Source organism: Alkanindiges illinoisensis (genome assembly GCF_004377485.1).
Classification (GTDB): Bacteria; Pseudomonadota; Gammaproteobacteria; order Pseudomonadales; family Moraxellaceae; genus Alkanindiges; species Alkanindiges illinoisensis_A.
Genome location: NZ_SNTY01000010.1, coordinates 23,333 through 38,295 on the forward strand (window position 1 = coordinate 23,333; position 14,963 = coordinate 38,295).

The window sequence follows — 14,963 nt, forward strand, 5'->3', positions numbered from 1 at the left end:
GCTGGAAAACATTCTGAGCAGGAATGTTTTCCAGCACTATACTCTTTTTGTTAACAAATAATTTTTTTGTTACATTTGGGTTGAGCATTTGCTTTATTTCTAATCAATTAGGCCATTTTTGTCTGGTTTTCTCCTATTTCTTTAAGGCAGGTTGGCTTGAGACGGATTAATTCAGGCCGTGGCTGCTTTTTGGAACAAAATGCAATTTGCACTCTCCCCTATTCTTTTTTACCATCAGGACGGTAAATTACGTTGCAAGTGAGAAAGTCGCTTTATGGCTGTATTAGACAAATTTATGAAAAACAAGAAAGTGGCTGAAAAGCTGCGTGGCCTGACCATTGCAACTGCCATTACATCAAGCACTTTTTTGCATGGGCCGCCAGTCCTGACACTGGGCTTGCTCAAAACCATCATTCCCTCGCGCAAAATTGATGAAATGGCAATTGGTTTAACCAATAGCTGGCTGGGTGTGAATAACTGGCTGATTGATCATGTGTTGCCGGATATTGACTGGCAAATTACCCTGCCTACCGAATTAAGTCTGGATGGGCGTTATCTGCTGATGTGCAACCATCAAAGCTGGGTAGATACCACCATCATGCAGTATGTTGGCCTGACACGCATGCCGCTAACCCGCTTTTTTACCAAGTGGGAACTGATCTTTATTCCATTTTTAGGATTGGCCTTCAAAATTCTGGGCTTTCCCATGATGAAACGCCATAGCAAGCAGGCGATTGCCAAGAATCCAGCCTTGAAGTTGCAGGATCTGGAAGAAGCCAAACGCGCTTGCTCTAATTTGCAGCGCCAGCCTTATACGTTGCTCAATTATCTGGAAGGCACCCGTTTTACTGCAAGCAAACATCAGGAACAAAATTCGCCTTACCAGCATTTGCTCAAACCCAAGACTGGTGGCATTGCACTGGCGCTACAAATTCTGGGCAAGGAAATTGATGCGCTCATGGACATGACCATTGTGTATCCGGACGGCATCCCAACCTACGGCGATTTCTGGACAGGACGTGTGCGACGGATTGGTGTGGATATTCGTCAGGTTGAATTGCCGGACTGGGTACTGGCTGGTGACTATGAAGAAGACATGGCTTACCGTGCGCGCTTTCAGGACTGGGTCACCCAGCTGTGGCAGGACAAGGATCAGCGCATTGAACAAATGCTTCAACGCTTTGCAGGAACCGAACAAAGCCTGAGTCCTGATTTACCGGGTCTTTCCCATCAATCCTCAACGTGATGGGTTAAATGAATCCAACTGCCCAGCCTAATGACCCTACTCTGAATTCACCCGACGAGCTGCCGGGCCACAAGCCACCTACCCGTGCCTGGCGTGCCTTTTTAATTTACGACATTCTGATGATGGTACTGATTGTCGTAAATCTGCTGACCATTGCCATTGATCATCTGATGTTTACCAATATCGGACTTTCGGCCGCCCAGTTTATTGGTCAGACAGGCTGGGTTTATGAATACCGGGAGCAGTTACATCCTGTGGTTCAAACCGTGGATGAATGGGTTACCATTTATCTGGTGATTGAACTACTGGTACGCTGGCTGGTAGCCATTGTTTTCAGGCATCATCACCGCTGGTTTTTCTTTCCATTTATTCACTGGTATGAATTTCTGGCCTGTATTCCGACCTTCCGTGCCTTGCGGCTGTTACGGGCGATTGTGATTGGCTATCGCCTATATCAGCTTGGCTACAAGGTCTTGCCAGATAGCTGGTTAAAGGCGGGACGTTTTTATTATCAGGTGGTCATGGAAGAATTGTCAGACCGTATTGTGCTGACCATTCTAGACGGCGTTGAACGTGAATTAAAAACCGGTGCAACCCATCATCACCTGCTGCATCAACTGGTCAATAGTCACCGGGTACAAATCGAGCAGGCCATGGGTGAAGTGCTGCAAAACAACCTTGCCACAGCCTTACAAGCCCAGCAGCAGCAGATTGCACAAGGGGTTGGCCAGATTGTAAGCAAGGCCATCAGTGATACACCGGAACTGCACCGCCTGCTGCGCCTGATTCCTGTTGTTGGTTCATTGATGGAACAGCAACTGCAAAGTATTGGTCAGCGTCTGGGTGAAAATATTACCGCCGGGCTGATTGAACCTTTCGCCCAGCCTGCAACCACCAAACAGCCAGTTAATGCAGCAATTAATACCAGTGCCAGTTATCTGGGCCAGCTCCGGATTGATACGCCTGCCCTTGAAAAACTGGTGGAATCGCTGGTGTTTGAAAGCCTTGATGTGATTCGTCAGCAGGTTAAAATTCAGCACTGGAAGCTGGATCAGGCAGTACAGGAAGACCTAGAGCGGGCAACCCGAAAGCCTATATCTGTGCCGGACGCTTAATTTTTTGTGTTTTACAATAAATGATGGTGAAAACTGGCTTAACATGGCTGGTTTAAACAGTTAATTTGGACTACGATTCAAATCAATTTGATGGTAGTTGATGGGCTAAATACCTGTGCTCAGGCAATACAGCCCTTAAGGACAAAATATGAGCGATATTCGCATTAATGGCCGGATGGTCAATTTTTCGCGTTTAGTTTTTCAAACCAATGATCATGACAAAATAAGAAAGGAACTGGAAAAACATCTGGGTACCCGGGGAGAACATAACGGAACCCTAGTCATTCTGGACAGTACCGTTGAGAACAACCTGATTGCCCTAATCCAGCTACTGGTGGATTTTGGCCTGCAACCCATGGCAGTTATTGATGGTCAGCTTGGTGATCAGGCACGCATTATCCAGTTTCCAGTGCTCAACCGTGACCAGCCCATGCAGCGCATCAAGCCAACCGAAGACACAGCGGTTAGCGTACCCAGCATTGAGCCGGTAGTAGCCCCGGTTGCAGCAGTAGCCAGTCCACGCCCGGCAGCACGCAATATTATCCATAAGGAAGTATTGCGTACCGGCCAAAGCCTGAATGAAGATGATGGCGACATTATTTTAATTGCAGACATGAACAGCGGTTCTGAAGTGATTGCCTCAGGCAGCATTCATGTTTATGGGACAGCACGCGGCCGTGTTATTGCCGGTGCCAGCGGCCAGCAGCAATCCCGGATTTTTTGCCAGCGTCTGGAAGCAGAACTGGTATCCATTGCAGGAACCTATTGTGTAGCGGATGATATACCCGCTGACAGGATTGGCAAATCAGTGCATATTTGCCTGAATTCCGATCAGGAACTTGAATTCCATCTGCTACCCCATTAAGGTATGCATAAATTATATACAGATCAATAGATATAACAGATATCTAGCCCGCTGTAATTTCACACAGGAGTTTATTCGGTGGCCAAAATTGTTGTCGTAACATCAGGCAAAGGTGGCGTTGGTAAGACCACGACAAGTGCATCTTTTGCAACAGGACTGGCTCAGCGTGGCCACAAGACTGTCGTCATTGATTTTGATGTGGGCTTGCGTAACCTTGATTTGATCATGGGTTGTGAACGCCGTGTGGTTTATGATCTGGTGAATGTCATCAACAATGAAGCACGTCTGCAACAGGCCCTGATCAAGGACCGTGACATTGATAACCTGTATATCCTGCCTGCCTCACAAACCCGTGATAAGGATGCCTTGAGTGACGAAGGCGTTGGCCGTGTCATTGACGAGCTGGCACAGGAATTTGATTACATTATCTGTGACTCACCTGCTGGTATTGAGCGTGGTGCCATTCTGGCCATGTATCACGCTGATGAAGCTTTAATTGTTACCAACCCTGAAATTTCCTCTGTGCGTGACTCTGACCGCATCATTGGCATGCTGGACAGTAAAACCAAAAAAGTTGAGCGCAATGAAGGACGCATCCGCAAGCATCTGGTGATTACCCGTTTTGATCCCAACCGTGCCCAGCGTGAGGAAATGCTGAGCATTGAAGATATTGCTGATGATATTTTAAAGATTCCAACCCTGGGTGTCATTCCAGAATGCCCATCAGTACTGAATGCGTCTAACCAGGGCGTTCCCGTTATTCGTGAAAACGACTCCAAGGCCAGTGAAGCCTATGATGATCTGGTGGCACGTTTTCTGGGTGAAGAGCGTCCCTACCGTCACATTCAACCACAAAAACAGGGTTGGTTAGCTCGACTATTTGGAGGATAACATGGCTGGTTTCTGGAGTAATTTATTTAAGAATGATGAAAAGCCGACCAGTGCCAAGGCTGCGAAGGATCGCTTGAAAGTTATTGTGGCCAGCGAAAACCGTCTGGGCCGTCGCTTGAGTCAGGACAAGATTGACCGCATGAAAATTGAAATTATGGAAGTGGTTAATCGTTATGTTCGTGGTGTGGATGAGCAGGACGTGCAAATGAGCGTGCGCTCTGAAGCAGACATTGAAATGCTGGAAATGAACATTAACCTGCCTGAAGAACGCTAGGCTATTCTTTAAATCAGTAAAGCCAGTACGGGAAAAATGATGAGGGTTTTCAGTTTTTCTCATTTTACCTGTCTGGCAAACTCAGGCAAACTATGAGGCGGGTTAAAAAAAGCATTGCTTTTTACCGCCGCAAGACGAGAAGCTATGCTTCGAGTGGACTGGTTTAAAAAAAGCTGCTGCGCCTTGCGAGGTATATCTCCCATTTACTGCTGCTAGACAAAAACTCTGCTTTAAGTGGGTAAGCTTTATTAACTTTGTGCAGCGCTTTCGCTAAGCCATTTATATCTGCCTCATTTTTTACCTTTTATTTTTAAAGCAACTTTGCCTATACGCGTGAATTGCTTTTGATTGACCTCACAGGAGAGCCGCATGGCCGTTTCACAACCTGCAACATTTAATGAAGAATGGCCTGATTCCCGCGTCTTTGCTTATTTAAATCATTTGCCACCACACGGGACTGATGCTGATTATTCAGTGCTTTATACAGCGTTTAAACACATGCGCCCTTATGATTTTGAACGGCTGCTGACCAAGTTTGTGGCAGATGGTCGTAATATTCATGCAACCAATCCACAGGGCCAGACCATTCATCAGGTGATTGCACAATATGCCAGTCAGGCTCAGCCTTTTTTAGATGTGTTGGCCAAGTTTGGCTGATTCGCTGATCAAGGATATTTCCCAGAGATAATTGGGTCTTATTGAACGTAAAAAAGCGGTGCTATGATGCCCCGCTTTTTTTATGGCTGGATTTTAACCCAACTAAAGATCGAGGCTAGTAGAACAGTTTGATGCCAACGCCAAGCTGCACACCATCCATTTTTCCAACCGGAAATTCGCTATCCGATGCAAAGCCGCCTTTGCCATTACAGACATTATAGCCGGTATCTGAAGAGACAGTACCATCAGCACAGCGAATCCGCTCATCGGCGACATCCAGATAAAGCTTATAGCCTGCATTGGCAAAAAAACTTAAATTGGTGTTGGGAACCAGATAGCTGGCTTCCACAGAAAACGGAAAAACCACAAAAGAAGCATCGGTATCATTATTAATGTTGGTTGCCCGCACATCAATATCGGCAATACCAATGCCAATGCCAGCAACCCCTCGCACGACAATATTATTCTGGTCATAAATCAGTACACCGCCTGTGCCGGTGACCTCAAAATAATTGACGTCAGTTTTGCCATTGGGAGTATCGCCACTGCCCGTTGCAAACTGGGCATGCACTGCGGGTGCCAGCAAGCTGTCAAATTCACCCAACTGCAAGGTGCCGGAAACACCAGCAAGATCAAAATTTAGCCCATCGTAATCTTTTACTTCAGGATTGGAATACAATAACTGGCCACCCAGGCCAAGTGCAAAACTTTGGGTACTCACCAGGGTAGCGAACGCCACAGATAGCAGTTTAATTGTTGTGAATGCACGCATCCTAACCATCTCCATCCTATATCCATATTCTTGTTTGTGCAGCGACTGTAGCATTGTTTACAGGTATAAAAAAAGCATCTTTTCAATAAAAAATCCTAACCCCATTGGCAGCATCAAAAAGTCATTCCTAAAAAATACCAATAAAAAAGCGATGCCACTTACATAGCATCGCTTTTTTTTAGAAAAAATAATCAGAAACCGTTATTTTTTCTTTTTGGGTCCAATGAGCATACCCATTTGACGGCCTTCCATTTTGGGCTGCTGTTCAACAACACCAAATTCAGCCACGTCACCTTCGATCTTTTGCAACTGCTTGAGGCCCAGCTCCTGGTGCGCCATTTCACGACCACGGAAACGCAAGGTAATTTTTACCTTATCGCCATCTTCCAGAAAACGCAGGATGGAACGCAGTTTGACCTGATAATCGCCTACATCCGTACCCGGACGTAGCTTGATTTCCTTCACCTGAACCTGATGCTGCTTCTTCTTGGCATCTTTCTGCTTTTGTTTCAGGTCAAACAAATGCTTGTTGTAGTCCATGATCTTGCACACTGGCGGCTCAGCATTGGCCACGATCTCGACCAGGTCAAGTTCAACGGCTTCAGCGGCACGCAGTGCTTCAGTTAATGGCACAATCCCTTTTTGTTCCCCTGCTTCATCAACCAGTCGTACTTCTTTGGCACGGATTTCATCGTTGATGGCAGGGCGGTTGCTCTTGGCAACTTGTTGCGGGTTACGGTCAGGCTGTTTAATCGCTATTACTCCAAAATATACCGGCCACGTTCGGCAACGGCGGATTGAACCAGTTCAATGAAGGCTTCAATGGACATGGTTCCCAAATTCTTCCCGGTACGCGTACGCACGTTAACTGTGCCTTCTTCCACCTCACGGTCACCCATGACCAGCAGGTACGGAATACGCTCAAGGGTACGTTCGCGAATCTTAAATCCGATTTTCTCGTTTCTCAAGTCACTGATTACGCGTAAACCACGCTGATTTAACAGTTGAGTAACATTTTTGCACGCATCACTTTGTGCATCGGTAATATTCATCACGCACGCCTGAACAGGCGCAAGCCACGGCGGCATATAACCGGCGTAGTGTTCAATTAGTATACCAATAAAACGCTCGAAACTGCCAAGTATTGCACGGTGCAACATGACAGGATGGTCACGGTTATTGTCTTCAGTGACGAAATTGGCGTCCAGACGCTCCGGCATGTTCGGATCGCACTGGATCGTCCCGCACTGCCACACCCGGCCCAGACAGTCTTTTAGGCTAAATTCAATTTTCGGGCCATAAAACGCACCTTCGCCCGGTTGCAACTCCCACGGCAGGCCTGCCGCATCCAGTGCATCAGCCAGCGCTTTTTCAGCGGTATCCCACATTTCTTCACTACCCACCCGCTTTTCAGGACGGGTAGACAGCTTCATTTGCACGTCTTCAAAACCAAAGTCTTTGTAGACATCCAGTGTCAGCTTGATAAATGCGGCGACTTCGTCTGCAATTTGCTCTTTGGTACAGAAAATATGCGCATCGTCCTGTGTAAAGCCACGCACCCGCATAATGCCATGCAGGGAACCGGATGGCTCGTTACGGTGACAGGAACCAAACTCGGCCAGACGTAACGGCAGATCACGGTAGGATTTTAAGCCCTGATTAAACACCTGCACATGGCAGGGGCAGTTCATCGGCTTTACTGCATAAGTGCGGCTTTCAGAATTGGTGATGAACATGTTTTCAGCATAGTTGGCCGCATGTCCGGACTTTTCCCACAGCACCAGATCCACCACTTGTGGCGTGCGGATTTCCTGATAGCCATTGTCGCGCTGCACCTTGCGCATGTACTGTTCAAGCACCTGATAAATGGTCCAGCCATTCGGATGCCAGAACACCATGCCGGGTGCTTCTTCCTGCAAGTGGAACAAATCCAGTGCCTTACCAATTTTACGGTGATCGCGTTTTTCGGCTTCTTCAATGCGCTGGATATAGGCAGCCAGCTGTTTTTTGTCAGCCCAGGCAGTGCCATAAATCCGCTGTAGCTGCTCATTCTTGGCATCGCCGCGCCAGTAGGCACCAGACAGCTTGGTCAGTTTAAAGGCTTTTAAGAATCGGGTGTTCGGTACATGCGGACCACGGCACATGTCGACATATTCCTGATGGTAATATAGCCCCATGGCCTGCTCGTCCGGCATGTCATCTACCAGACGCAACTTGTAGCTTTCACCGCGTTCGGTAAAGGTTTTGATGACTTCATCGCGCGGTGTCATTTTTTTAATAACGTCATATTCCTCATTAATGAGGTCTTTCATGCGGTTTTCAATGGCCGCCATGTCATCCGGCGTGAAAGGACGCGGACTAAAAATATCGTAATAAAAGCCTTCTTCAATGACCGGCCCAATCACCATCTGGACGTCCGGGAACAATTGCTTGACCGCATGGCCAATCAGGTGCGCACAGGAATGGCGAATAATTTCGACGCCTTCATCGTCTTTGGGCGTAATAATCTGCACCGTGGCATCATCATTGATCAGGTCAGAGGCATCGCGCAGCTGGCCATTGACTTTTCCGGCAATGGTATTTTTGGCAAGACCGGGACCAATGCTTAATGCAACGTCCATCACTGATACAGGATGGTCAAATTGTTTCTGGTCGCCATTGGGCAGGGTAATAACAGGCATAATGTATCCTTAAGGAGTGATGCCCTATACCAAAGGGCATATCACCGCGAGATGATAAATGTGATGGCAAACCAAAATATGCAAATTGACGCTAAATTGCCGGATAGACTACTATCAGACAAGCTTAAACTGGCATCAATCGCTGGCTTTGCCATAAAAAACGCACACTTTAGCAACTATTGACGGCAATGGCTAGCCAACCTAGGCCTTACAGACATTTTTTCGGTTTTTAAGCAAAATGATATGCCTGAATGCCGCCTGACAAAGTAGGCAAAACTGGCTATATGGAAGTATGAAATCAGTTTCTAAAAATCAGTTGCCGAAAGCCAGATAACCCAAGCAGCAATACAAACCGGAATTTGAAACCATTAATTTGCCAATCATCAATTAGCCAAGCCTTAAATTAAACTGAACTGACGAGAATAAAAATGCCACACGCCTATGATGAACTGCCCCGCACGCCTGCCAATTTTGTGCCGCTGTCACCCTTAAGTTATCTGGCACGTACTGCAATGATTTATCCAACACGTACTGCAATTATTCATGGCGAGCGCCATTTAAGCTGGCAGCAAACCTATGCACGCTGCCGTCAGTTTGCCGACCAGCTGACAAAACTGGGCATTGGTAAAAATGATACGGTCTCTACCCTGCTGCCCAATATCCCGGCCATGCTTGAAGCCCACTTCGCCGTGCCCATGACTGGCGCGGTGCTCAATACCATCAATACGCGCTTAGATGCCAATACCATTGCCTTTATCCTGCAACATGCTGAAAGCAAGGTGTTGCTGGTTGACCCAGAATTTGTACCCGTTGCCCGTGAAGCACTGGCACAGCTTAGCCAGGCCGCTCTTGAAAAAGACAGTGCTGAACAGAACAATTCTGAACAAAGCAGTTCTAAACAAAGCATCGTGGTGATCGATGTGGCAGACAGCGAGTGGCAGGGTGCGGATGACCGCATTGGCGAGCTGGAATATGAAAGCTGGATTGCGCAAGGCAATCCTGAATTTGACTGGCAATTGCCCAGTGATGAATGGAATGCCATTAGCCTGAATTATACCTCGGGCACTACGGGCAATCCCAAAGGTGTGGTTTATCATCATCGCGGTGCTTACTTAAATGCAGCCAGTAACCTGCTGGCGTGGGGGATGCCACCACATTCCACTTATTTGTGGACACTACCGCTGTTTCACTGCAACGGCTGGTGCTTTCCGTGGAGCATGGCAGCCAATGCCGGAACCAGTGTGTGCCTGCGCAAGGTTGAGCCGGTGAAGATTTTTGAGCTGATTGCCCGGTACAAGGTTGGCTATTTCTGCGGTGCGCCAATTGTGCATAACATGCTGATTAACACGCCGGAACATGAACGTGTGCCAGTGAATCATCAGGTACAAGCCATGGTCGCCGGAGCTGCGCCGCCAGCAGCTATTATTGAAGGGATGGCACGCCTGGGCTTTAACATTACCCACACTTATGGCCTAACTGAAACCTATGGCCCGGCAGCGCTCTGTGCCAAGCAGGATGACTGGGCAGCACTGGATATTGCAAGTCAGGCCGAGCGTAACAGCCGCCAGGGCGTGCCCTATCATTTGCAGGATGCCATGCGCGTGCTTGACCCGCAAACCATGCAACCTGTGCCAAATGACGGACAGACCTTGGGCGAAATCATGTTTCGCGGCAATATTGTGATGAAAGGTTATCTGAAAAATCCGCAAGCCACGCAGGAGGTATTTGCCGGTGGCTGGTTCCATAGCGGTGATCTTGCAGTAGCGCACAGCGATGGCTATGCCAAGATTACCGACCGCTCCAAGGATGTGATTATTTCCGGTGGTGAAAATATTTCCTCGCTGGAAGTGGAAGAAGCGCTGTATCGTCATCCAGCCATTTTAACCGCGGCGGTCGTGGCCAAGCCTGATGATAAATGGCAGGAAGTCCCTTGTGCCTTTGTTGAACTCAAAAAAGGCCATGAACACACCAGCATCGATGAATTGCTGGCGCATTGCAGGCAGCATCTGGCCAAGTTCAAGGTGCCCAAGGACATCATTGTGTCCGAAATTCCAAAAACCTCTACCGGCAAGCTGCAAAAATTTGTACTGCGTGACTGGCTAAAACAAGGCAAAACTTCGGCTTAAGCAAGGCATTTATATACAGGGCCACTTCCTAAAGGTGGCCTTATTTTAGGTTTAAGTTTTTAATTCATAAAAACGATTGAATTTATAAAAATAGACTGTTTTACCAATATTATAATTTTACCTATGCTGAAGGTCACATCAATACCAGCCTGAGAAATGCCATGAAGGACCTGCGCTTAAAAACCGAAATTGCCCAGTATTTACAGCAAATGCAGTTACCTGCCCGGTTGATTTTGTCACTGGAAGATCAGCAAAAGGCCAGCGAAATTCAAACCATTGTGCAGGCATTACATGCGCTTGACCAGCAATGGCACTAAGGCCAGCCGGACTTTTGATAAAGCGCTGAACTGGCCTAAGTTTAGGTGTGCATAAACTGGTGAATTCCGGTCATCAGCATTTGCACAGCTAAGGTAATCAGCAGCATACCCATCAGGCGTTCAATGGCAATCAGCACACGCTGGCTTAAAAAACGCTTGAGCTTGGTGGCAAAAAACAGGATCAGGCTAGAGGCCAGCCATGCCAGAAACACCGCCATTAATCATTCGGGCCAGCGTTCCGGGTTGCGGGTCATCATCAGCATTACCGTAGCAATGGCGGACGGCCCTACCACATAAGGCACGGCCAGCGGCACGATAAACGGCTAACGGCTCGCCATCAATGCCTTCCTGCAAGGGTTTTTCATGTGATGGAAATACCATGCGAATGGCAATTAAAAATAGAATGACGCCACCGGATACGGTTAACGCCGGGTCGGTAATATGAAACCAGCTCAGCAAGTGCTGGCCTGCAAACAAAAAAATCACCAGCAATAGCAGTGCAATCAGCAGCTCACGCACAATCACGGTATTCTGACGTTCTGCAGCCACATTTTTTAGGGCTGAAATAAACATGGGCACATTACCCAGCGGGTCCATGACCAGAAATAACAAGACAGCAGCGGAGATCATTGTCATGGGTTTATTCCATTTATTTTGAGGTGAATCACTGCTGGATTTGCAGGAAAGTTCGATATTTTCACTTCGCTAAAATTGTCTTAATTTCACAAACGACAACACAGCCAGCCTACTGACCATAGGTTGCACCCGCATGAACCACTAGTTGTAATGTGTAGCAAACTTGCAAGTTTTTCAGGCTATATTTTGCTAGCCACTAATAAACATATTGTGCAGAAGAGCTATGTCGCTAACTCTGCACTGGGTAGCAGAAGCTGGTAAAACACCAGATCCAGCCAGTGCTCAAATTTGTAGGCGGCCTGATGGATGGTGCCCGTGTGCTGAAAGCCGAATTTCTGGTGTAATGCAATGCTGGCAGTATTAGTGCTGTCGATGGCGGCCACCATGCTATGAAACTGCTGCCGACTGGCTTCATCAATAATGGCTTGCAATAGAATGTTGCCTAGCCCTTTGCCCTGCTGATCTGGGCGCATATAAATCGAATGTTCAATGGTATGGACAAAAGCCGCCTGTGGCCGAAACGGGCCATAGGAAGCAAAGCCCAGCAACTGCCCTTGATCATTCACCAGTCCCAGCACCGGAAAACCTGCCTTGGCTTTAAAGTCAAACCATAACCTGATGTCATGCAGGCTGCGTGGTTGGTACTCATACAGCGATAGCGTGTGCAAAATGGCGTGGTTGAAAATGGCCAGAATGGCTTGGCCATGTGGCTCAAACTGGCAACGAACTAATGTGAAAGCGGAATCGAGAGAAATAGACATACCAGACTTAAATCCAATTGGCTAAGGTTGCCATTGAAACGTTTTAAGATTAACCCGCCCCTCTACAAATACTACGCCTTCCTGTTCGAGTTTAAACCGTTGCAGATCTTCAGCATGAATATCAAGTTTATGCAGGCTTAAACGGCCTTGCGCATTAATTACCCGGTGCCAGGGCAACTCACTGTCAGGCGCCAATATACGATTCAAGGCATAACCTACCAGACGTGCATGGCGCGGATAACCAGCCAGGGCAGCAACCTGTCCATACGTGGCAACCTTGCCATAGGGAATCAGGGCCACCACCTGAAAAATATCTTGATAAATCGTTGGTTGCCTGATCTTCAATTGCTTAACCTTTGTTTCTTTGGCTATATTCATGCTGATTTGGCTGCTGGCTTGTGCCGATATTTTTGCACAGCGATTATTACCCCGCCAATTATCCCCAAGACCAGACAAAGCAAATGCAACTGGTTTATGGTGATGATGCCTAGCCATGGATTACCACGCAGCAAGGGCCAAAAGGGATTTATATCACTGTGCATGATGGCATCAAGGGCAATATGGGAAAATGTGCCAACATAGGCACTGATAAAGCCAACCGGCCACGTGATTAGCCATTGATCATACATAAAACAACGTAGCACCCACTGGCTAATAGGCTTGCCAATCAATGCTGCAAACGTACCAATCAGCAGTGCGCCACCCAAGCTATGACTGATGCCATGCAATACCGGCCAGCCATAAATGATGCCCAGCAATGGCTCAATATCCATAAGCACCTGCGAACCTGCAAAAATCATCAGGCTAAATTGTCTTTGGCCAATGGCTTTGGCCGCCAGTCCTGCACCTAGATGAATGGGAGTAAATGGCATGCGAAATAATTACCCCATGTTCAGCATTACGTTGCTGTTATTAATAAGGTGCATCAAGCTGAATCAGGGCTGCCATGACTTTTTTGTTATGGGCATACTTTTTACGAAAGGCCTTTTCTTCCTGATCCATACTGCCGCAACGTAATTTTTCCATTTCACGGTTCAGCTCGGCATCACGTTCAGAACGATCCCCATTAAACTCACCGGCAAAATGCCCACACAGTTCATAGCGATTCAGAAATTGCTGAGCCTCTTTGGGTAGCGCATTCTTGCTGGCTGCATTAACCGGACTGGCAAAGGCTGGAATACTTATCGTGCTTAACAGCAAGCTGACGGACAATAAAATTTTTGCAGGCATTATTTTAATTCACTTTGTTGTAATCACTGGTTTATTTACCAGCGCACTGCTAGCAATACGCTGGTGTTCATAAAGTTTTCTTAATGCAATGCGTTATTAGTGCAATGCGTTAAAAGGAATCACCCGGCACACGCACCCAGCCTTCCATTAAAATACGGGCGCTACGGCTCATGATAGCCTTGGTCACAGTCCACTCACCATTCACTTGCCTGGCTTCGGCACCCACGCGCAATGTACCGGAAGGATGGCCAAACCGCACTGCCTGTCGACCTTCACCAGAAGCACTGGCACCACCTGCTGCCAGATTCACCAGCGTGCCCGGAATAGCTGCGGCTGTCCCAATCGCCACTGCTGCCGTGCCCATCATGGCATGGTGCAGCTTGCCCATGGACAACGCACGTACCAGCAGGTCAACGTCATTAGCTTTAATCTCTTTGCCGCTAGACGCCACATAATCCTTTGGCTTGGCCACAAAGGCAATTTTTGGGGTGTGCTGTCGCGTGGCAGCCTCGCTTGGGTCTTTAATCAAGCCCATGCGCAACGCCCCAGCAATACGAATGGCTTCAAACTTGGCCAGCGCCGCAGGGTCGGTATTGATGGTTTCACGCAGTTCGGTGCCTGTATAGCCAATGTCTTCTGCATTCACAAATACAGTAGGAATGCCCGCACTAATCATGGTGGCTTTTAGAGTGGTTATTCCCTCTACACCTTCAACCTCCAGTTCATCCACCAGATTGCCGGTAGGAAACATGGAACCTTCGCCGTCTTCGGATGGATTCATGAATTCCAGTACAATTTCTGCGGCTGGAAACGTCACGCCATCCAGCTCAAAATCACCGGTTTCCTGCACTTCCCCATTGGTTACAGGCACATGCGCAATAATGGTTTTGCCAATGTTGGCCTGCCAGATACGCACTTCGCACATGCCATTTTGTGGAATGCGGCTTGGGTCTACCAGCCCGGCATGCAGCGCAAAGGCACCTGCCCCAGTGGACAAATTGCCGCAGTTGCCGCTCCAGTCTACAAAGGCCTTGTCAATGGATACCTGACCATACAGATAATCAACATCGTGATCTGGCTGGCTGCTTTTGGACAAGATTACGCACTTGCTGGTGCTCGACGTTGCACCACCCATGCCATCAATATGCGCGCCGTACGCATCAGGGCTGCCAATCACGCGCATAAACAGCTTGTCACGCGCAGCACCGGGCACTTGCGCTGCTTCGGGCAGATCAGTTAAGCGAAAAAACACCCCTTTGCTGGTGCCACCACGCATATAGGTGGCCGGGATTTTAACTTGTGGCGCGTAGGTTTGGGTGGCAGTCATTGTGGTTCCAGTACGTTGTTAAAATTTGGCGCTATTATAACGGCATTAAATCGGGGGTTATAGGC

Annotated in this window: 18 protein-coding genes; 8 read left to right on the plus strand and 10 right to left on the minus strand. The window is 47.8% G+C overall.

Annotation, left to right across the window (positions count from 1 at the left end; translation table 11 throughout):
- The first annotated feature begins 295 nt into the window (after positions 1-295).
- The 6 genes from E2B99_RS02635 (at position 296) to E2B99_RS02660 (ending at position 5,048) form a co-directional block, all read left to right on the plus strand.
- Positions 296-1,246, plus strand: coding sequence for an acyltransferase (locus E2B99_RS02635; protein ID WP_134243437.1), 951 nt, complete (start codon positions 296-298; stop codon positions 1,244-1,246).
- 8 nt (positions 1,247-1,254) lie between these two features.
- Positions 1,255-2,361 carry an ion transporter gene (locus tag E2B99_RS02640; RefSeq protein ID WP_240687700.1) on the plus strand — a complete coding sequence of 369 codons (1,107 nt, stop codon included), beginning with the start codon at positions 1,255-1,257 and terminating at the stop codon, positions 2,359-2,361.
- Between the two features lie 148 nt (positions 2,362-2,509).
- Entirely contained in the window at positions 2,510-3,226 is a 717-nt protein-coding gene (gene minC, locus E2B99_RS02645; RefSeq protein WP_134243438.1) for a septum site-determining protein MinC, read from the plus strand.
- Between the two features lie 78 nt (positions 3,227-3,304).
- Positions 3,305-4,117, plus strand: coding sequence for a septum site-determining protein MinD (minD, locus tag E2B99_RS02650; protein ID WP_134243439.1), 813 nt, complete (start codon positions 3,305-3,307; stop codon positions 4,115-4,117).
- A 1-nt stretch (position 4,118) separates the two neighbouring features.
- Positions 4,119-4,391: a cell division topological specificity factor MinE gene (minE, locus tag E2B99_RS02655; RefSeq protein ID WP_026471910.1), complete on the plus strand. Its 273-nt coding sequence runs from the start codon at positions 4,119-4,121 to the stop codon at positions 4,389-4,391.
- 369 nt (positions 4,392-4,760) lie between these two features.
- Positions 4,761-5,048 carry a PA4642 family protein gene (locus E2B99_RS02660; RefSeq protein WP_134243440.1) on the plus strand — a complete coding sequence of 96 codons (288 nt, stop codon included), beginning with the start codon at positions 4,761-4,763 and terminating at the stop codon, positions 5,046-5,048.
- Between the two features lie 115 nt (positions 5,049-5,163).
- Here E2B99_RS02660 and E2B99_RS02665 read toward each other — a convergent pair whose 3' ends face one another.
- The 3 genes from E2B99_RS02665 to thrS all read right to left on the minus strand — a co-directional run bounded on the left by E2B99_RS02665 (position 5,164) and on the right by thrS (position 8,501).
- A complete protein-coding gene (locus tag E2B99_RS02665; protein WP_134243441.1) occupies positions 5,164-5,820 on the minus strand; it encodes a hypothetical protein in 657 nt (218 codons plus the stop codon).
- Between the two features lie 201 nt (positions 5,821-6,021).
- Entirely contained in the window at positions 6,022-6,573 is a 552-nt protein-coding gene (gene infC, locus E2B99_RS02670) for a translation initiation factor IF-3 (protein WP_084494831.1), read from the minus strand.
- A 5-nt stretch (positions 6,574-6,578) separates the two neighbouring features.
- A complete protein-coding gene (gene thrS / locus E2B99_RS02675) occupies positions 6,579-8,501 on the minus strand; it encodes a threonine--tRNA ligase (protein ID WP_134243442.1) in 1,923 nt (640 codons plus the stop codon).
- Positions 8,502-8,929: 428 nt separating this feature from the next.
- On the opposite strand from thrS, the gene E2B99_RS02680 reads away from it, so the two are divergent.
- Together E2B99_RS02680 and E2B99_RS14545 are read left to right on the plus strand one after the other, a co-directional pair.
- Positions 8,930-10,627 carry an acyl-CoA synthetase gene (locus tag E2B99_RS02680; RefSeq protein ID WP_134243443.1) on the plus strand — a complete coding sequence of 566 codons (1,698 nt, stop codon included), beginning with the start codon at positions 8,930-8,932 and terminating at the stop codon, positions 10,625-10,627.
- A 161-nt stretch (positions 10,628-10,788) separates the two neighbouring features.
- Positions 10,789-10,944, plus strand: a complete 156-nt coding sequence (locus E2B99_RS14545; protein WP_166738971.1) for a hypothetical protein — start codon at positions 10,789-10,791, stop codon at positions 10,942-10,944.
- 41 nt (positions 10,945-10,985) lie between these two features.
- Here the strand turns inward: E2B99_RS14545 and E2B99_RS14970 are convergent, their stop codons facing one another.
- From E2B99_RS14970 to prpF, 7 genes are all read right to left on the minus strand, one after another.
- The gene (locus E2B99_RS14970) at positions 10,986-11,162 is read right to left on the minus strand and encodes a MarC family protein (protein WP_430981438.1); all 177 of its coding nucleotides are present in this window, start codon (positions 11,160-11,162) and stop codon (positions 10,986-10,988) included.
- A complete protein-coding gene (locus tag E2B99_RS15060; RefSeq protein ID WP_430981439.1) occupies positions 11,131-11,580 on the minus strand; it encodes a MarC family protein in 450 nt (149 codons plus the stop codon). Before E2B99_RS15060 ends, E2B99_RS14970 begins: the two co-directional genes overlap by 32 nt.
- A gap of 221 nt (positions 11,581-11,801) precedes the next feature.
- Entirely contained in the window at positions 11,802-12,341 is a 540-nt protein-coding gene (locus E2B99_RS02690; RefSeq protein WP_134243444.1) for a GNAT family N-acetyltransferase, read from the minus strand.
- Between the two features lie 21 nt (positions 12,342-12,362).
- Entirely contained in the window at positions 12,363-12,719 is a 357-nt protein-coding gene (locus E2B99_RS02695) for an MGMT family protein (protein ID WP_134243445.1), read from the minus strand.
- The gene (locus E2B99_RS02700; RefSeq protein WP_134243446.1) at positions 12,716-13,213 is read right to left on the minus strand and encodes a metal-dependent hydrolase; all 498 of its coding nucleotides are present in this window, start codon (positions 13,211-13,213) and stop codon (positions 12,716-12,718) included. The genes E2B99_RS02695 and E2B99_RS02700 overlap by 4 nt, the downstream gene beginning before the upstream one ends.
- Before the next feature lie 40 nt (positions 13,214-13,253).
- Positions 13,254-13,571 (minus strand): hypothetical protein, encoded by a 318-nt coding sequence (locus E2B99_RS02705; RefSeq protein WP_134243447.1) that lies wholly within the window; start codon positions 13,569-13,571, stop codon positions 13,254-13,256.
- Positions 13,572-13,680: 109 nt separating this feature from the next.
- Positions 13,681-14,898, minus strand: coding sequence for a 2-methylaconitate cis-trans isomerase PrpF (prpF, locus tag E2B99_RS02710; RefSeq protein WP_134243448.1), 1,218 nt, complete (start codon positions 14,896-14,898; stop codon positions 13,681-13,683).
- Between the last annotated feature and the right edge of the window lie 65 nt (positions 14,899-14,963).